Genomic DNA, 16,953 nt, shown 5'->3' with positions numbered 1-16,953 from the left:
GACGCCCGGATGTATACGTCGACGTCTACACGAGGAGATGCGCATGGCCGGCGACAGCCCCGCCACCGTCGGGACGGTGGTCATCGGCGCCGGGCAGGCCGGCCTGGCCACCGCCTACCACCTGGCCCAGCGCGACCAGGACTTCGTCGTCGTCGAGGCGGCCGACCGCGTGGGCACGAGCTGGCGGCAGCGATGGGACTCGCTGCAGCTGTTCACCCCCGCCGGCTTCACCCGGCTGCCCGGGCTGCCGTTCCCGGCCGACCCCGACGAGTACCCCGGCAAGGACGCCGTCGCCCACTACCTCGAGACCTACGCGCGGCACTTCGCCCTGCCCGTGGAGCTGGAGAGCCCGGTGACCGACGTCCGCCGCGAGGGTGAGCGGTTCCTGGTGACCGCCGGCGGCCGCAGCTGGCGCGCCGGCAACGTGGTTCTCGCCTCCGGCGCCCACCACGCGCCGTACGTGCCGGCCATGGCGGAGGAGCTCGACCCGGGGATCGTCCAGCTGCACTCCCGTGACTACCGCCGGCCCGGCCAGCTGCCCGCCGGGCCGGTGCTCGTCGTCGGCGCCGGCAACTCCGGGGCGGAGATCGCCCTCGACGTGGCCCGCGACCCGGCGGTCCGACGCCAGGTGTCCCTGGCCGGCCGCGACGTCGGCGTGACCCCGAGACTCGGGCGCCGCACCTTCCCGCTCTTCCAGCGTCTCGGCCGCTTCGGCGCGGTCCTGGCGTGGCGGGCGCTGCGGAGCGGCGCGGATCCGCTGGGCCGCGTCCGGCCGGCGAACCTCGCCGCCGCCGGGGTCGAGCGGCTGCCCCGGGTCGCCGGCGTCCGTGACGGGCTGCCGCTGCTGGACGACGGCCGCACGGTCCCGGCGGCGACCGTGGTGTGGTGCACCGGCCTGCGGCCGCACTACGGGTGGCTGCGCCTCGACGCGCTCGACGGCGCCGGCCGGCTGCGGCACCGCGGCGGCGTCGTCCCCGGGGCGCCCGGGCTCTACGCGGTGGGGCTGCCGTACCAGCGGTCGATCACCTCGCACCTCGTCGGCGGCGTCGGCGCCGATGCCCGGGCCGTGGTCGACCGCCTGGTCGCCCGGCGCCGGTAGATGTCGATGCGGTGTCAACTGCCGCCGTCGCGGTGTGTCGACGGCCGCGGCGGGCAAGGGAAGCCCGGACGACGTACCGCAGGAGGAGGAGACATGCGCAGGACCACACGGACGTTCGCCGGCGCGCTGCTCGCTGCCGGCCTGGGCCTGAGCGGCTGCGCTTTCGGCGACGACGAGGCCGACCTCGAGGGCACCGGCATCCCGGCCGTCTTCGACGAGGAGGAGGTCGGTGATCCGGACCGCGTCGACGGCGGGGCCGAGGACGCCGACAGCATCGATCCCGGCACCGGCGGCATCCAGGACGACGACCAGACCGGCGCCGAGGGTGACGACCCCGACACCGTGGAGGACGGCGCGATCCCCGACGTCGACACCACCGACGGAGCGGACACCGACGGGGCGACCACCGGCGACGGGACCACCGACGAGGAGACGAACAGCGAGGCCGAGATCACCGACGACGGCACCACCGACGGCGACAGCCCGTTCGAGAGCCCGGGCGACGACGGTGACGCCGGCCCGGACACCGGCCCCGACACCGTGGAGGACGGCATCGTCGGCTGACAGCTCCGACACCCCGGGCCCGGTAGCGAGATCGATCACGGTGCCGGGCCGCCTCCGGGACTGCCGATAAGCACTCGTGGGTGACGGTCCTTCGCGATCCCCGTCACCCGGGGGTGCACAGCATGAGCGAGCGACGACGGCGGCTCGGTGACGGGCTGACGATCCTGGCCGGCGCACGTCCGGACGTGCTGGCGGCCGCGCCGGGAGCCCGGCCGCGCTTCGTGGCGCTGGGCGGCGTGCTGCTCAGCACGGGTGCGCTGGCCGCCGTCTCGGCTGCCTTCGCCGTCGGCATGGCGCTGGGCGTCTGGTGGCCGGTGGCCCTGCTCGTCGGGCTGGGCTGGGGCGCGGTCGTGGTCAACCTCGACCGGATGATCCTGGTCGGGATGGCGCACGACGCCTCGCTGAAGCGGAACCTGATCATGGCCGTGCCGCGCATCGGCCTGGCGCTGGTCCTCGGCGTCGTCGTGGCGACCCCGCTGACCCTGCAGGTGTTCCACAAGGAGATCGACGCGGAGATCGTGTCGATGCAGGCCGAGGCCGCCGACGCCCACCGGCAGAGCCTCGAGGCGGACACCCGGTTCGCCGACCTGCCCGAGCTGGAGGAGCGGATCGCCCAGCAGGAGGCGATCGTCGCCAGCGGGGGAGCGGCCGACGCCGGGCTCGCGGTGGTGCGTGGCACCGTGGCCGAGAAGCAGGCGGCGCTGGACTCCGCGGTGACCGTCTCCCGCCAGCTCGAGGCCAAGGCGCAGTGCGAGCTGGACGGCACCTGCGGCACCGGTGACGCCGGCACGGGGCGGGCCTACCTGCAGGCGCGGGCCGCGGCCGACGCGCAAACCGCGGTGGTCGACTCGGCGCGTGCGGAGCTCGACGCCGCCGTCGCCGCGGTGACCGCGGCCGAGGGGCGCAGCGCCTCGCTGGCCGAGGGCTCCCTGGACCGCGACCGCGAGGAGTTCACCCGGCTCACCGCGGAGCTCGACCGGCTGCAGGCCGCGTTCGACGCCGAGAACGAGGGCTCCGGCGGCATCCTGCTCCGCCTGGAGGCCCTGGACCGGCTGGGCGACGAGAACATGACCCTGGCCGCCGCGCAGTTCATGCTCTCGCTGCTGTTCATGTGCGTCGAGGTGCTCCCGGTGCTCATGAAGCTGCTGCTCAACTTCAGCCCGCCCACGGCCTACGACCGGCTGGTCGCCCTGCGCGACTCCGGCGACGTGGACCTGGAGGAGATGGCGCAGGAGTCGCGGCGGACCGTGGCCCGGGCCAGGGAGGAGCTCCTGGTGCTCGCCGAGCGGGAGCGGGTGGACCGGCAGAAGGAGGCGATCCTGGCCCGGCGCCGCGTGGCGCTGGCCGAGATCGCCGCCCGTACCGAGGCCGGCCGCGCCCAGCCGGAGACCGCGGCCGCCGAGGCCCCGGCCGAGCCGGGCCGGCAGATGTGGGACACCGGCCCGATCCGGGAGCTGGCCGCCCGCACGGTGCGGTCGGTCCGTCGCCGGCCCATCGACCGGATGCCGACGACCGTCTGACCATCGCAGAGCGGCCCGCCTCCCGGAGGAGGCGGGCCGCTCTGTCGTAGGGCTCAGGCCGGCGCGGCGAGCCGCTCGGCGGCACGCTCGATGAAGCCGCGGAGGACCGGGTAGATCTCCGCCTCCCAACGGGAGCCGCTGAAGACGCCGTAGTGGCCGACCCCGGGCTGCAGGTGGTGGTGCTTGTCCTCCGCCGGGATCCCGGTGCACAGGTCGTGGGCCGCCACGGTTTGCCCGGGGGAGCAGATGTCGTCCTGGGCGCCCTCCACGGTGAGCAGGGCGGTGTGCCGGATGACGCCGGGGTCGACGTGCCGGCCGCGCCAGGTGAAGCGGCCGGTGGCCAGGTGGTGCTGCTTGAAGATGCGGTCGACGGTCTCCAGGTAGAACTCCGCGGGCACGTCCATGACCGCGCCGTACTCGTCGTAGAAGGCGCGGGTGGCGGCTGCCCGTGCGGTGTTGCCGGCGACCATGTCCCGGTAGAGCTGGGCGTGCGCGGTCAGGTGCCGCTTCGGGTTCATCGACATGAACGCGGTCAGCTGGACGATGCCCGGGTAGACCCGCCGGCCGGCCCCGGCGTGGCCCCGGGGCACGGTGTCGACGACGCGGCGCTCGAACCAGGACAGCGGCTTGTCGACGGCCGCGGTGTTGACCCGGTTGGGGTTCACCCGGGTGTCCACGGGCCCGGCCATCAGCGTCATGCTCGGCGGCTGGGCGGGGTCGTCCGCGGCCGCGAGCAGCGCGACGGCCGCCAGGACGGGGACCGCGGGCTGGCAGACGGCGACCACGTGGGTGTCCGGACCGAGGTACCGCAGGGCCGCCACCACGTGCTCGATGTACTCGTCCAACCCGAAGGCGCCGTGCTCGACGGGAACGTCGCGCGCGTTGTGCCAGTCGATGACGTGCACGTCGTGGTCGGAGAGCAGCGTGCGGATGCTGGGCCGGATCAGCGTCGTGAAGTGCCCGGACATCGGGCCGACGACGAGCACGCGCGGCTGGCCGGGAACCTCGGGCTTCTCGAAGTGCAGGAGCGTGGCGAACGGCGTCTGCATCGTCGGGCGCTCGCGCACGGCGACCGTCTCGCCGTCGACCGGCACGGAGGTGATGCCGAATGCCGGGCGCTCGTGGGTGGCTCGTGCGTGGGCGACGATGTCGCACGCCGCGCGCACATGGCGGAGACCGGGCGTGCGGACCAGCGGGGCGGGGAGCGCGTCCAGCGCCCGCGCGGTCAGCTGTGATGCGGCCACGACGGGGGCTCCGGCCCGCCGGTTCCACTCGTACGCGGTGTAGAGCATGGGCCCGCCTTGTCCTGTCGGTGCGACGTGGGTCACATCACGGTAGCCGGGGCCGCGGCCGGATGCGCGGAGCGCCGCATGTCATCCGCGCCCCGGAGGCGAATAGCCTGAACCCTCCGTCGGTGGAGCGGCGGGTTCCTGCGCATGTGACGGGAACGGCCCTCGATCGACTCCCCGACCAGGACGAAGGACGTACCCGTTGAGCAGCCACCACCCGGACCCCGAGGCCGGCAGCAGCGCGAGCGGCTCCGGCGAGCCAGGGCCCGGTGAGATCGTCGTGCCCCCGACCTTCGCCGCGGCAGGGGGTGCCGACGGCGTGGGTTCCGGCGTCACGCCGGGTGTCATCGCCTCCGGCCCGTCCGGTGACCCCGGCTGGGCGCAGCGGAACAGCGGGCTGCTGATCGCCGCCATGGTGGCCGTCGTCGTGGCCGCGATCGCGATCGCCGGGCTCATCCTGTGGCGCGGCGGGATCGACGACGACAACGCGGCCACGGAGGCCGCCGTCGTCGAGGCGATCGCCGGGCAGGGCGGCGAGGTGGAGACCGTCGAGTGCGACGGCGACACCTGCGCCGCGATCATCGGCGGGCAGGCCTACACCGTGCTGGTGCAGGTCGACGAGGACGGCGAGCGGCACTTCGGCTTCGGCGCTTACGTCGGCGACTGATCGGGGTGTCGGCGCGGGCGTGCGCTAGACAGTCCCCATGACGGACGTGACGACGGCGACCGGTGCCGGCTGGCTCTCCCGCGAGGACATGGACGCCGCGCGCGAGCGGCTGCCGATCCTCTACGTCGACGTGGTGCCGGTGCGGGTGGACGGCCACGGCGTGGTCACCGCCGTCGGGCTGCTGCTGCGGGCCGGCGAGGACGGGCAGATCAAGCGGGCGCTGGTCTCGGGGCGGGTGCTGTACCACGAGCGGGTCCGCGCAGCCCTGGTGCGGCACGTGGAGAAGGACCTCGGTCCGCTGGCCCTCCCGCGGATCCCGCCCGCGCCGCAGCCGTTCACCGTGGCCGAGTACTTCCCGACGCCCGGGGTGACGCCGTTCCACGACCCGCGCCAGCACGCGGTGTCGCTGGCCTACGTCGTCCCGGTCGCGGGCGACTGCGCGCCGCAGCAGGACGCGCTCGAGCTGACCTGGTTCGCACCCGACGAGGCCCGCGACCCCGGCGTCCTCGCCGAGCTGGCGAACGGGCAGAGCGCGCTGCTGCTGCAGGCGCTGGCGCACCTGGGCGTCTGACCGCCGCTCGTCCGCAGCCGCTCCGCTAGCGTTGCGACATGCGCAACGGTGTGGACGGGAACGGGCAGCCGGCGCTGGTCCAGTCCGTCGACCGTGCGCTGGCGATGCTCGCCGTGCTGGCCGACCGCGGCAACGCCGGCGTCACCGAGCTCGGGGCCGAGTTGGGGGTGCACAAGTCCACCGCCTCCCGGCTGCTGGCCACACTGGAGGCACACGGCCTGGTCGAGCAGCTGGGGGAGCGGGGCACCTACCGGCTGGGGTTCGGGCTGGTGCGCCTGGCCGGGGCCAGCGCGGCACAGCTGGACCTGACCCGGCTGGGGCGCGAGGCCTGCGAGCGGCTGGCCGCCGAGTTCGACGAGACGGTCAACCTCGCGGTCCTCGACGGCGACAGCGCGGTCAACATCAGCCAGGTGCACGGGAGCGCCTCGGTCGGCGTGCTCAACTGGGTCGGTCGGCGCACGCCGCTGCACGCCACCTCCAGCGGCAAGGTGCTGCTCGCGTTCGGGCCGGCGGCCGCCCGCCGGGCCCTGTCGTCCGCCCCGCTCGAGCGGTACACCCCGGCGACGATCAGTGACGCCGCGGTTCTCGACCGGGTCCTGGCCGAGGTCCGCACCCGGGGCTGGGCGGCGACGGAGGGCGAGCTCGAGCTGGGCCTCAACGCGGTGGCCGCGCCGGTGTGCGCGCCGGACGGCGGGCTGGTCGCCGCGCTCAGCGTCTCCGCCCCCTCCTACCGCCTGCCCGCGGATCGGTTTGCCGCGGTGGCCGAGCGGTTGTGCGTGGTCGCCACGGGAACCGGTCGGCAGCTCGGCTGAGGGCCGGAGGCGGCGCTCCGTGTCGGCGGGATGACCGCCGGGTCAGGACGCGCGGCGACGCGCCGTCCGCTCTTGACGGGGGCGGACCCCGTTCGGAGGCTGTTGCGCATTCCGCGAGCAGTTGCGGAAGCCGCAACGAACGAAGGGCGTGGCCATGGACATGGCTCCCCGCAGGAGGTCCCGCGTCGTTCCCCGGGTCGTCGTCATCGGCGCCGGGATCGTCGGGTGCTCGCTGGCCGACGAGTTCACCGGACGCGGCTGGACCGACGTCACGGTGCTCGACCGGGGCCCGTTGTTCGCGGCGGGCGGATCGAGCTCGCACGCCCCGGGCCTGGTCTTCCAGACCAACCCGTCGAAGACGCTGGCCGAGTTCGCGCGCTACACGATCGGCAAGCTGGGCGGCCTCGAGCTGGACGGCGCACCGGTCTTCCGGCCCGTCGGCGGGCTGGAGGTGGCGACGACACCCGAGCGCTGGGCCGACCTGGCCCGCCGGCACGGGCTGGCCACCTCCTGGGGGATCGAGGCCCGGCTGGTCGACCCCGGCGAGTGCGCCCGGCTGCACCCGCTGCTCGACCCGGGTGCCGTGCTGGGCGGGCTGCACGTCCCGAGCGACGGGCTCGCGCACGCGGTACCGGCCGGGGAGGCGCAGGCGCGGCGGGCGATCGACCGGGGGGCTCGCTTCCTCGCCCGGCACCGGGTCACCGGCGTCGCCGAGGAGCACGGCCGGGTCAGCGGCGTGCACACCGACCAGGGCTTCGTGCCGGCCGACGTCGTGGTCTGCGCCGCCGGCTTCTGGGGCCCGGACGTCGGCGGGCTCGCCGGGCTGACCGTGCCGCTGCAGCCGCTGGCGCACCAGTACGCCACCACCGCGCCGGTGCCGGCCCTGGCCGGCGCGGTGCAGGAGATCAGCGCGCCGATCCTGCGGCACCAGGACGCCGACCTGTACTACCGCGAGCACGGCGACCGGATCGGCATCGGCTCCTACGGCCACCGGCCGATGCCGGTCAGCGCGCAGGACGCCGAGGAGCACGCGAACAGCTGCCTGCCCTTCACCCCCGACGACTTCGCCGACGCCTGGAAGCAGAGCCTGGTACTGCTGCCCGGGCTCGCCGAGACGGAGGTATCCGCAGGCATCAACGGCGTCTTCTCCTTCACCCCCGACGGGATGCCGCTGCTCGGCGAGCACCGCGACCTGCCCGGGTTCTGGGTCGCCGAGGCAGTGTGGGTGACCCACTCGGCCGGGGTGGCCAAGGCGCTGGCCGAGTGGCTGGTCGAGGGGCAGCCGCGCACCGACGTGCACGAGTGCGACCTGCACCGGTTCGTCGACGTGCAGCTCTCGCCGGAGTACGTGGCCGCGCGGGGGGCGCAGCAGTTCGTCGAGGTCTACGACGTCGTCCACCCGCTGGCCCCGGCCGCAGTGCTGCGCTCGCTGCGCACGAGCCCGTTCTTCCCGCGGCAGCAGGAGCTCGGCGCCGTCCTCGGCGAGGCCGGCGGCTGGGAGCGGCCGCTGTGGTTCGAGGCCAACGCGCCGCTGGCCGAGGGGTTGGACCTGCCACCGCGCGACGCGTGGGCGGCGCGGTGGTGGTCGCCGACCGTGGCGGCCGAGGCGCTCGCCACCCGCGACCGGGTCGCGCTCTACGACATCACCCCGCTGACCCGGATCGAGGTGACCGGCCCCGGCGCCTGCGACTTCCTGCAGCGGCTGACCACCAACGACGTCGCGAGGCCCGCCGGCCGGGTCACCTACACGCTGCTGCTGGACGCCGCAGGCGGGATCCGCAGCGATCTGACCGTCGCCCGGCTGGAGGAGCAGCGGTTCCAGGTGGGTGCCAACGGCCCGCTGGACCTCGACTGGTTCCGGCAGCACGCTCCGGACGACGGGTCGGTGCAGCTGCGCGACACCACCGCGGGCACCTGCGGCATCGGGCTGTGGGGGCCGCGGTCCCGCGACGTGCTCCAGTCGCTCACCGGTACGGAGGTATCGCACGCGGCGTTCGGGTACTTCCGGGCGCGGGAGCTGTTCGTCGGCGGCGTGCCGGTCACCGCGCTGCGGGTCTCCTACGTCGGCGAGCTCGGCTGGGAGCTGTACACCGACGCGGCCACCGGGCTGCGGCTCTGGGACGTGCTCTGGGAGGCCGGTCACGCGCACGGGATGGTCGCCGCCGGCCGCCGGGCCTTCGACAGCCTGCGGCTGGAGAAGGGCTACCGCGCCTGGGGGGTGGACATGACCACCGAGCACGACCCCGTCGAGGCGGGGCTGGAGTTCGCCGTCCGGCGCGGCAAGGGCGACTTCGTCGGGAAGGAGGCGCTGGACCGCCGTCCGCACGACCGGCGGCTGGCCTGCCTCACCCTCGACGACCCGGCGACGACGGTGCTGGGCCGCGAACCGGTGCGCGTCGGCGGGACGCCGGTCGGCTACGTCACCAGCGCGGGGTTCGGCTACACGATCGGCCGGTCGATCGCCTACGCGTGGCTGCCGGCGTCGCTCGCCGAACCGGGCCGCGCGGTGACCATCGACTGGTTCGGGGAGCCGGTCGCCGCGACGGTGGCCGCCGAGCCGCCGGTCGACCCGTCCGGCGCGCGGATGCGGTGCTGACCATGACTCACGACGTCATCGTCCTGGGGCTGGGTGGCATGGGCAGCGCAGCCGCCGCGCACCTGGCCGCCCGCGGGCAGCGGGTGCTCGGGCTGGAGCGGTTCGGCCCGGCGCACGACCAGGGATCCAGCCACGGCGGCTCGCGGATCGTGCGGCAGGCCTACTTCGAGGACCCCGCCTACGTGCCGCTGCTGCTGCGCGCCTACGAGCTGTGGGACCAGCTGTGCGCCGACTCCGGTACCGACGTGCTGGTGCGCACCGGCGGGGTGTTCCTCGGCCGGCCCGACAGCCGCACCGTCGCCGGCAGCCTGCGGGCCGCCCGCGAATGGGGGCTGGCCCACGAGCTGCTCGACGCGGCCGAGGTCCGCCGCCGGTTCCCGACGCTGACCCCGGCCGACGACGAGGTGGGGCTGGTCGAGGCCGCCGCCGGGTTCGCCCGCCCGGAGGCGACCGTGGCCGCGCACCTCGACCTGGCGGCCGCGCGCGGGGCGGAGCTGCGCTTCGGCGAGCCGGCGTGCTCCTGGACGGCGACCCCGGGCGGCGGGGTGCGGGTGCGCACGGCCGCGGGGGAGCACGAGGCCGGCGCGCTCGTGGTCAGCCCCGGCTCGTGGGCGCCGGAGGTGCTGGCCGACCTCGGCGTCCCGCTGACCGTGGAGCGGCAGGTCATGTACTGGTTCCAGCCCTCCGGTGGCACCGGCGCCTGGACGCCGGACCGGCACCCGGTCTACATCCACGAGGCGGCCGACGGCACGCAGGTTTACGGCTTCCCGGCGATCGACGGGCCGGACGGCGGGGCGAAGGTGGCCTTCTTCCGGCGGGGGATCCCGTGCACGCCGGCGACGATCGACCGGGAGGTGCACCCGGAGGAGGTCGCGGCGATGGCCGGGCACCTGGCCGGGGTGCTGCCGACCCTGCCGGGCGTGCTGCTGAAGGCCGCCACCTGCATGTACACGACCACGCCCGACGAGCACTTCGTGATCGCGCCGCACCCCGGGCACCCGCAGGTGACCGTGGCCTGCGGCTTCTCCGGGCACGGCTTCAAGTTCGTGCCGGTGGTCGGCGAGGTGCTCGCCGACCTCGCCACCACGGGTTCCACGACGCACCCGATCGACCTGTTCGACCCCCGCCGGCCGGCCCTGGAGGCCACCCCATGACCACGACCCTCCCGGCTCCCTCCTCGAGCCTGCTGCCGACCCTGCCCGGGCGCTACTACACCGACCCGGAGCTGTTCGCCCGCGAGCAGGAGCGGGTGTTCGAGGCGATGTGGTGCTGCGTCGCCCGCACCGACGAGGTCGCCGCGCCCGGCAGCTTCCGGCGGGTGCAGGTCGGCCGGGAGAGCGTGCTGGTGGTGCGCGGCCGGGACGGCGTCCTGCGGGCGTTCCTCAACGTGTGCCGGCACCGCGGCGCCCAGCTGTGCACCGAGGAGTCGGGCCAGGTGCACCGCACGCTGCGCTGCCCGTACCACGCGTGGTCGTTCGGGCTCGACGGTGCGCTGGTCGCCGCGCCCAACCTGGCGCGGATGCCCGACGTCGACCGGGTGGCCAACGGGCTGGTGCCGGTGCACCTGCGGGAGTGGCTCGGCTACGCGTGGGTGTGCCTGGCCGACGCCCCGCCGTCCTTCGAGGGCGACGTCGTCGGGGCGGTGACCGAGCGGCTCGGCGACCCGGCCGCGATCGAGGGGTACGACGTCGGACGGCTGGCCCTGGGCCGGCGGATCCGCTACGACGTGGCGGCCAACTGGAAGCTCGTCGTCGAGAACTTCATGGAGTGCTACCACTGCGCGACGATCCACCCGGAGCTGACCGACGTCCTGCCGGAGTTCAGCCGCGGGTACGCCGCCCAGTCCTACGTCGGGCACGGGGCGGAGTTCGCGGTTTCCGCCGAGGGCTTCACCGTGGACGGTGGTGCCGGCTTCCCCGCGCTCCCGGGGATCGACCCGGACCAGGACCGCCGGTACTACGCGGTCACCGTCAAGCCCGCTGTCTTCCTCAACCTGGTGCCCGACCACGTGATCCTGCTGCGGATGACCCCGCTGGCCGTCGACCGCACGGGAGTCGAGTGCGACTGGCTGTACGCGCCGGAGGTGGTCGCCGCCGGGCTGGACGTCTCCCGGTCCGTCGAGCTCTTCCACCGGGTCAACCAGCAGGACTTCGCCGCCTGCGAGCGCACCCAGCCGGGGATGAGCTCGCGGGCCTACGCCGCCGGAGGGGTGCTGGTCCCCGTCGAGCACCACCTCGCGCTGTTCCACGACTGGGTGCGCGGGCGGCTCGGGGAGGGGTGACGGTCCGCCACGGACCGGTGCGAACGTGATGAGTTGGCCTCGCTACTTCACCAGCGTTGAGTATCCGTTTAATGAACAGTAGTATCCGTTTCTGTGAGAACCGCTCCGCCGCTCGTGGCCCCGTTGTTCCGCTCGGACGGTCAAGCTCGGCTGCTGGCCGAGCTGTTCCTGTCCGGCGCGGACGAGCTCAATCTGAACGAGCTCGCACAGCGGGCCGGACTGGCCTATGGCACGGTCCACCGAGAGGTGCGCCGGCTGCTCGATGCGGGTCTCCTGAACGAGCGGCGAGTCGGCCAGGCCAGGCTCGTCCGCCCGAATCCCGGATCGCCTCTGACCCAACCGGTCCGGGATCTGCTCCTGGTCTCTGCCGGCCCGGTCCCGCTGCTGGCCGCCGAGCTGCGCGACATCGCCGGAGTGGAGGCCGCCTTTCTCTATGGCTCTTTCGCCGCCCGGATGCGTGGTGAGCCCGGGAATGCGCCCAACGACATCGACGTCATGGTCGTGGGCACCCCCGACCCCATGGCGGTCTACGACGCGTGTCAGCGGATCGGTGACCAGGTCGGCCGTGAGATCAACCCGACGATCATGACGCCGGAGGAGATCGGGGAACGCAGTGGCTTCCTCGCCCAGGTCCGGGACAGCCCGACGGTGGGCGTCGTCGGAGACCTGCCGTGGCGGTGATACCGCTGTCCACCGGGCAGCAGCGCAGCGTCGATGCGCTCGTGGCGGCGCGCCGGCTCGAGCGCGTCCCGACCGACGAGCGTCGCTGCGCGGCGTTCCTGGAGCAGGCCGAGACGGCGCTGGCCGACCTGCCGAACGTCCGGCACGCGCAGAACAAGTACAACCTCGCCTACGACGCCGCGCACGACGTCGGCGAAGCCATGCTCGCGGCGTACGGCTACCGCACCGCGCACGGCCCCGGTCAGCACGACGCACTCGGCCGATTCCTGGCCGCCGTCTTCGACACCCCGCCGGAGAACGCCGCGTCGCGGCACTACGACCGGATGCGTCGCGACCGCAATCGGCAGCGCTACAACGCCCAGCCGATCACCATCGCGGCGGCCACCGCCGCCGCAGAAGCGGCCACGGTCCTGTTCCCAGCCGGTCGTACTCGCGTCCATCCCGTTCCCTGACCGAGCCGGCCGACTGTCGCTGCCGCAGTCCGCCGGCTCCGGGCCGAAAGGTCCACGCGGGTGTGGACGGGCGGCCGCCGCCTCGTCGGGCGTCGCTAGCCTCGGGCGGTGCTCCAAGAGCTGCTCCCGGTGCTCACCGATTCCGTCGTCCGCCGGTCGGTCGGGGACGAGTCGTGGCGACGTGGCGCCACGTACGCGCGGCAGGGTCGGGTCTCGGACATCTCGTACTCGCGCCGGCTGGGACAGCTCGGTGCCGTGGTGGTCGGCAGCGGCGGGCGCCGGTACGACACCGTCGCGGAGTTCGACGAGGCGGACGCTCGGTGGTGGGGGGAGTGCAGCTGCCCGGTCGGGGAGGATTGCAAGCACGCCGCGGCGGTGCTCATCGCCGCCCGGAACGCCCTGAGCGGGGTGCGGGCGGAGGTGCCGCCCGCACCGGTCTGGGAGCAGGCGCTGGCCGATCTGGTGGAGTCCGCACCGGCCGGGCCCGGTCGAGGCACCCCGCTGGGCCTGCAGTTCGACATCGAGCCAGCGGGCCCCGGCTCGGCGGACGCGCAGGAGTCGGTGCGGCTGCGTCCGGTCGTGCCCGGAGCCAAGGGCCGCTGGATTCGCACGGGAGTGTCCTGGCGGAACCTGCAGTACGACTACTACTCGCAGCGGGATCCCGCGCAGGCGGCCGCGCTGCGCGAGCTCTACCGGACGCACCAGGCCGCCGATGACAGTCCCGGCTACCACTACGGCACCAGAGACGCCCCGGTGCTGCTCGAGGAGTTCGGTCCGGCGCTGTGGCCGGCCCTGCAGCGGGTGGTGGACGAGGGCGTGCCCCTGCTGACCACGCGGGGCAGGCGGGTCCGGGTGGCGGGCGAGCCGGGGGCGCTCGTCGTGGACGTGTGTCAGGACGGCGACGGCGACCTGCGGGTGCAGGCGGTGGTGGAGCTGGGGGGAGGCGTCCGTGTTCCGGTCGGGTCTGTGCGGCTGCTGGGCAGCCCACCGCACGGCGCCGCGCTGTTCGCCGGCACCGACGGGCTGCCACCGGATGTCCTCGCCGACGACGGGCTGGTGCTGGTGCCACTGGCGCGGGTTCCCCGGCGCGTCGCGAAGCTGGTCACCACGGGTCCGCTGCGGGTGTCCGCGGCCGACCGGGCCCGCTTCCTGACCGGCTTCTACCCGGCACTGCGCCGCGCCCTGCCGGTGCGTTCTTCCGACGGATCGGTGGAGCTGCCGGAGGTCGCACCCCCGCAGCTGCGCCTGGATGTGACGCACTCCGGCGGTCACCGGGCCCGCCTCGACTGGTCGGTGCTGTACCGCACGGGGGACGACGTCCGCCGGTTCCCGCTGGCGCGGGACGCCGCAGCTGCTGCGGATCCGGGACGCGACACCGCCGAGGAGCAGCGGTTGCTGCGTGCCCTGCCCGCTCCACCGGAGCGGTTGCTCAGGGTGTGGCACGTCGGCCCGGAGCCGCGGCCGATCCCCACCGCCGAGGTGTCCGGGCTGGACACCGTGGTCCTCGTCACCGAGCTGCTGCCGCGGCTGGCGGACGTCGGCGTGCTGGTCGAGGTGACCGGCGAGCCGCCGGACTACCGGCGCTCCGAGGCCGCCCCCGTCGTGCAGGTCTCGGCCACCGACCGCGAGGACACCGACTGGTTCGACCTCGGCGTCACGATCACCGTGGACGGCGAGGACATCCCATTCGCGTTGCTCTTCTCGGCGCTGGCGGCGGGCGAGTCGCACCTGGTGCTGGCCAGCGGGCTGTGGTTCGACATCGACCGTCCGGAGTTCGACCGGTTGCGCCGGCTGATCGAGGAGGCGCAGGCGTTGCAGGACGCCGACCGGCCGGGCCTGCGGATCAGCCGCTACCAGGCGGGGCTCTGGGACGAGCTCCTCGAGCTGGGCGTGGTGGCCGAGCAGAGCGAGCGGTGGTTGCGCGACGTCCGGGCGCTGCTCGAGATCGAGGACTCGCCGCTGCCGCCCGCGCCGGCGGGTCTGGCCGCGCAGCTGCGCCCGTACCAGCTGCAGGGTTACCAGTGGCTCTCCGTGCTCTGGGACGCCGGACTCGGCGGCGTGCTCGCCGACGACATGGGGCTGGGCAAGACGCTGCAGGCCCTGGCGCTGGTGTGCCGGGCCAAGGAGGCCGGGACGCTGACCGCACCGGTGCTCGTCGTCGCCCCGACCAGCGTGGTGTCGAACTGGGCGCGGGAGGCGGAGCGGTTCGCGCCGGACCTCGTCGTCCGGACCATCGAGGCCACCGGCCGCAAGCTCGGCATGTCTCTGGAGGAGATGGTCGACGGCGCCGATCTGGTGATCACGTCGTACACGCTGCTGCGGCTCGGGGAGGAGGACTACCGCGGGCTGCCGTGGAGCGGGCTGGTGCTCGACGAGGCTCAGTTCGTGAAGAACCACGCCGCCAAGACGTACGCGGCCGCCCGGCGGGTGCCCGCCCGGTTCAAGCTGGCCATCACCGGCACGCCGGTGGAGAACAACCTCATGGACCTGTGGTCGATGCTTTCGATCGTCGCCCCGGGGCTGTTCCCGAGCCCGCAGCGGTTCACCGAGCACTATCGGCTCCCCATCGAGCGCGGTGGCGACCCCGAGGTGCTGGCCGCGCTCCGGCGACGGATCCGGCCGCTGATGCGCCGGCGCACCAAGGAGCAGGTGGCCGCCGAGCTGCCGCCCAAGCAGGAGCAGGTGCTGGAGGTGGTGCTCAACCCGAAACACCGCAAGATCTACGACACCCATCTGCAGCGGGAGCGCCGCAAGGTGCTCGGCCTCGTCGACGACCTGCAGAACAACCGGTTCACCATCTTCCGTTCACTGACGCTGCTGCGGCAGCTGGCGCTGGATGCATCGCTGCTCGACGAGGCGTACGCCGGGGTGCGGTCGAGCAAGGCCGACGCCTTCCTCGAGCACCTGCAGGAGGTGGTCGCCGAGGGACACCGCGCTCTGGTGTTCAGCTCGTTCACCGGCTTCCTGGGCACGGTCCGGCAGCGGCTGGACGCCGCGGGCCTGCCCCACGCCTATCTGGACGGGCGCACCAAGGACCGCGAGCGGGTGATCGACGAGTTCCGCAGCGGGCGCGCCCCGGTCTTCCTGATCAGCCTCAAGGCAGGCGGGTTCGGGCTGAACCTGACCGAGGCCGACTACGTGTACGTGCTCGACCCGTGGTGGAACCCCGCGGCGGAGGCGCAGGCGGTCGACCGCACCCACCGGATCGGCCAGGACAAGGCGGTGATGGTCTACCGGCTGGTGGCCGCGGACACCATCGAGCAGAAGGTGGTGGCGCTCCAGGCGCGCAAGCGCGACCTGTTCACCCGGGTGCTGGACGACGACGCCGGCGCCCTGTCCGGGACGCTGACGGCCGAGGACATCCGTGGCCTCTTCGCCTGATCCTCGGGTGCTACCGCGGTAGCATCGCGGGATGAAACTCAGCGTCAGCCTGACCGATGACGATGTCGCGCTCCTGGACGACTACCTCCGCCGGTCGGGTCTGACGACGCGCTCGGCGGTGATCAGGCGCGCGCTCCACCTGCTGCCTCAGCCCGACCTGGAGGCCGACTACAGCGCGGCCTGGGACGAATGGGCGGCCTCTGGGGAGCAGGCGGTCTGGGAACCGGCAACGGCCGACGGGATAGTCGATGCGTCGCGGTGAAGTGCGCTTGATCGACCTCGAGCTGGTGCGCGGCAGTGAAGCCAACAAGCGCCGGCCGGCCGTCGTGGTCAGCAACGACCAGGCGAACGCGACCGCCGCACGACTGGGGCGCGGAGTAGTCACCGTGGTCCCGCTGAGCAGCAACGTCCAGCGGGTCTTCCCCTTCCAGACGTTTCTGCCTTCCACAGTCAGCGGGCTCCGCGTCGAGTCGAAGGCTCAGGCCGAGCAGGTGCGGGCGGTTGCGGTCGAGCGGGTCGGTCCGGTGCTGGGCCGGGTGCCGGAGGAGCACATGCTGGTGCTCGACGACGCCCTGCGCCTGCACCTGGCGCTCTGACGGGCGGCGCGAGACGTCCAGGTGTTGCGGTTGCGGCGGATCGCCATCGGCCGCGCTCGATGCGCCGCTGTTCGCCTGATCCAGTTACACGGGGACGACGGTGAACCGGTGGACGGCGTGTTCTGCCAGGGCGCGAAGGTCGCCGGGGTCGCTGGTCAGGACGACACTGCCGGGTCGGGTGCTCGCCGAGGCGGCCACCACGGCGTCGACGGCGGAGATCTCCCCCGCGCGTTCGGTGCGGGTGCGCAAGACAGCGGCCTCCCGGGCCTGCAGCTCGGGAACGGGACGGACCTGGCAGGCCCGCAGCAGGCGGTTCAGCTGGAAGTCGCGCCGATGGTCACCGGTGAGCGCCTCGGTGAGCACGACCGCGGGAACCTCGGCCGGCCACAGGCCGCGCCGTTGCAGTTCGCGGAGCCGGGCCCGCTGGCCGGCCAGCCCGGTCAC

Annotated in this window: 16 protein-coding genes; 14 read left to right on the top strand and 2 right to left on the bottom strand. The window is 74.0% G+C overall.

Annotated features, from left to right (window positions below; translation table 11 throughout):
* The first annotated feature begins 43 nt into the window (after window positions 1–43).
* The 3 genes from BLASA_RS16190 (at window position 44) to BLASA_RS16180 (ending at window position 3,183) form a co-directional block, all read left to right on the top strand.
* Complete coding sequence (locus BLASA_RS16190; RefSeq protein ID WP_014377289.1) at window positions 44–1,099, top strand: flavin-containing monooxygenase; 1,056 nt, start codon at window positions 44–46, stop codon at window positions 1,097–1,099.
* 93 nt (window positions 1,100–1,192) lie between these two features.
* A complete protein-coding gene (locus BLASA_RS25175; RefSeq protein ID WP_014377288.1) occupies window positions 1,193–1,663 on the top strand; it encodes a hypothetical protein in 471 nt (156 codons plus the stop codon).
* 122 nt (window positions 1,664–1,785) lie between these two features.
* Window positions 1,786–3,183, top strand: coding sequence for a DUF4407 domain-containing protein (locus tag BLASA_RS16180; RefSeq protein ID WP_014377287.1), 1,398 nt, complete (start codon window positions 1,786–1,788; stop codon window positions 3,181–3,183).
* A gap of 53 nt (window positions 3,184–3,236) precedes the next feature.
* Here the strand turns inward: BLASA_RS16180 and phaZ are convergent, their stop codons facing one another.
* Complete coding sequence (gene phaZ / locus BLASA_RS16175) at window positions 3,237–4,475, bottom strand: polyhydroxyalkanoate depolymerase (protein ID WP_014377286.1); 1,239 nt, start codon at window positions 4,473–4,475, stop codon at window positions 3,237–3,239.
* Between the two features lie 199 nt (window positions 4,476–4,674).
* Between phaZ and BLASA_RS16170 the strand changes: the two genes are divergently transcribed.
* The 11 genes from BLASA_RS16170 to BLASA_RS16120 all read left to right on the top strand — a co-directional run bounded on the left by BLASA_RS16170 (window position 4,675) and on the right by BLASA_RS16120 (window position 16,509).
* Window positions 4,675–5,139 (top strand): hypothetical protein, encoded by a 465-nt coding sequence (locus BLASA_RS16170; RefSeq protein ID WP_014377285.1) that lies wholly within the window; start codon window positions 4,675–4,677, stop codon window positions 5,137–5,139.
* A 37-nt stretch (window positions 5,140–5,176) separates the two neighbouring features.
* Entirely contained in the window at window positions 5,177–5,710 is a 534-nt protein-coding gene (locus tag BLASA_RS16165; RefSeq protein WP_014377284.1) for an NUDIX hydrolase family protein, read from the top strand.
* Between the two features lie 38 nt (window positions 5,711–5,748).
* Window positions 5,749–6,522 (top strand): IclR family transcriptional regulator, encoded by a 774-nt coding sequence (locus tag BLASA_RS16160; protein ID WP_014377283.1) that lies wholly within the window; start codon window positions 5,749–5,751, stop codon window positions 6,520–6,522.
* Between the two features lie 154 nt (window positions 6,523–6,676).
* Entirely contained in the window at window positions 6,677–9,118 is a 2,442-nt protein-coding gene (locus BLASA_RS16155) for a GcvT family protein (RefSeq protein WP_014377282.1), read from the top strand.
* Between the two features lie 2 nt (window positions 9,119–9,120).
* Entirely contained in the window at window positions 9,121–10,272 is a 1,152-nt protein-coding gene (solA, locus tag BLASA_RS16150; RefSeq protein ID WP_014377281.1) for an N-methyl-L-tryptophan oxidase, read from the top strand.
* Entirely contained in the window at window positions 10,269–11,399 is a 1,131-nt protein-coding gene (locus BLASA_RS16145) for an aromatic ring-hydroxylating oxygenase subunit alpha (RefSeq protein WP_014377280.1), read from the top strand. The genes solA and BLASA_RS16145 overlap by 4 nt, the downstream gene beginning before the upstream one ends.
* A 93-nt stretch (window positions 11,400–11,492) precedes the next feature.
* Window positions 11,493–12,080, top strand: a complete 588-nt coding sequence (locus BLASA_RS16140; RefSeq protein ID WP_041775808.1) for a helix-turn-helix domain-containing protein — start codon at window positions 11,493–11,495, stop codon at window positions 12,078–12,080.
* The gene (locus BLASA_RS16135; protein ID WP_041775807.1) at window positions 12,071–12,532 is read left to right on the top strand and encodes a hypothetical protein; all 462 of its coding nucleotides are present in this window, start codon (window positions 12,071–12,073) and stop codon (window positions 12,530–12,532) included. The genes BLASA_RS16140 and BLASA_RS16135 overlap by 10 nt, the downstream gene beginning before the upstream one ends.
* Before the next feature lie 108 nt (window positions 12,533–12,640).
* Window positions 12,641–15,913 carry a DEAD/DEAH box helicase gene (locus BLASA_RS16130; RefSeq protein WP_014377277.1) on the top strand — a complete coding sequence of 1,091 codons (3,273 nt, stop codon included), beginning with the start codon at window positions 12,641–12,643 and terminating at the stop codon, window positions 15,911–15,913.
* 31 nt (window positions 15,914–15,944) lie between these two features.
* Window positions 15,945–16,175: a ribbon-helix-helix protein, CopG family gene (locus tag BLASA_RS16125; RefSeq protein WP_014377276.1), complete on the top strand. Its 231-nt coding sequence runs from the start codon at window positions 15,945–15,947 to the stop codon at window positions 16,173–16,175.
* 1 nt (window position 16,176) lies between these two features.
* Entirely contained in the window at window positions 16,177–16,509 is a 333-nt protein-coding gene (locus BLASA_RS16120) for a type II toxin-antitoxin system PemK/MazF family toxin (protein WP_014377275.1), read from the top strand.
* 84 nt (window positions 16,510–16,593) lie between these two features.
* Here BLASA_RS16120 and BLASA_RS16115 read toward each other — a convergent pair whose 3' ends face one another.
* A complete protein-coding gene (locus tag BLASA_RS16115; protein ID WP_166486566.1) occupies window positions 16,594–16,953 on the bottom strand; it encodes a PIN domain-containing protein in 360 nt (119 codons plus the stop codon).

Source organism: Blastococcus saxobsidens DD2 (assembly GCF_000284015.1).
In the GTDB taxonomy this organism is placed as follows: domain Bacteria; phylum Actinomycetota; class Actinomycetes; order Mycobacteriales; family Geodermatophilaceae; genus Blastococcus; species Blastococcus saxobsidens_A.
Note: the sequence above shows the minus strand (reverse complement) of the source record. Positions and strands in the feature narration are given on the sequence as shown.

Bases quoted from the DNA above. Each gene is read 5' to 3' on its own strand.
- BLASA_RS16190 (WP_014377289.1), top strand. From the start codon at position 44: ATGGCCGGCGACAGCCCCGCCACCGTCGGGACGGTGGTCATCGGCGCC.
- BLASA_RS25175 (WP_014377288.1), top strand. From the start codon at position 1,193: ATGCGCAGGACCACACGGACGTTCGCCGGCGCGCTGCTCGCTGCCGGC.
- BLASA_RS16180 (WP_014377287.1), top strand. From the start codon at position 1,786: ATGAGCGAGCGACGACGGCGGCTCGGTGACGGGCTGACGATCCTGGCC.
- phaZ (WP_014377286.1), bottom strand. From the start codon at position 4,475: ATGCTCTACACCGCGTACGAGTGGAACCGGCGGGCCGGAGCCCCCGTC.
- BLASA_RS16165 (WP_014377284.1), top strand. From the start codon at position 5,177: ATGACGGACGTGACGACGGCGACCGGTGCCGGCTGGCTCTCCCGCGAG.
- BLASA_RS16160 (WP_014377283.1), top strand. From the start codon at position 5,749: ATGCGCAACGGTGTGGACGGGAACGGGCAGCCGGCGCTGGTCCAGTCC.
- BLASA_RS16155 (WP_014377282.1), top strand. From the start codon at position 6,677: ATGGACATGGCTCCCCGCAGGAGGTCCCGCGTCGTTCCCCGGGTCGTC.
- solA (WP_014377281.1), top strand. From the start codon at position 9,121: ATGACTCACGACGTCATCGTCCTGGGGCTGGGTGGCATGGGCAGCGCA.
- BLASA_RS16145 (WP_014377280.1), top strand. From the start codon at position 10,269: ATGACCACGACCCTCCCGGCTCCCTCCTCGAGCCTGCTGCCGACCCTG.
- BLASA_RS16125 (WP_014377276.1), top strand. From the start codon at position 15,945: ATGAAACTCAGCGTCAGCCTGACCGATGACGATGTCGCGCTCCTGGAC.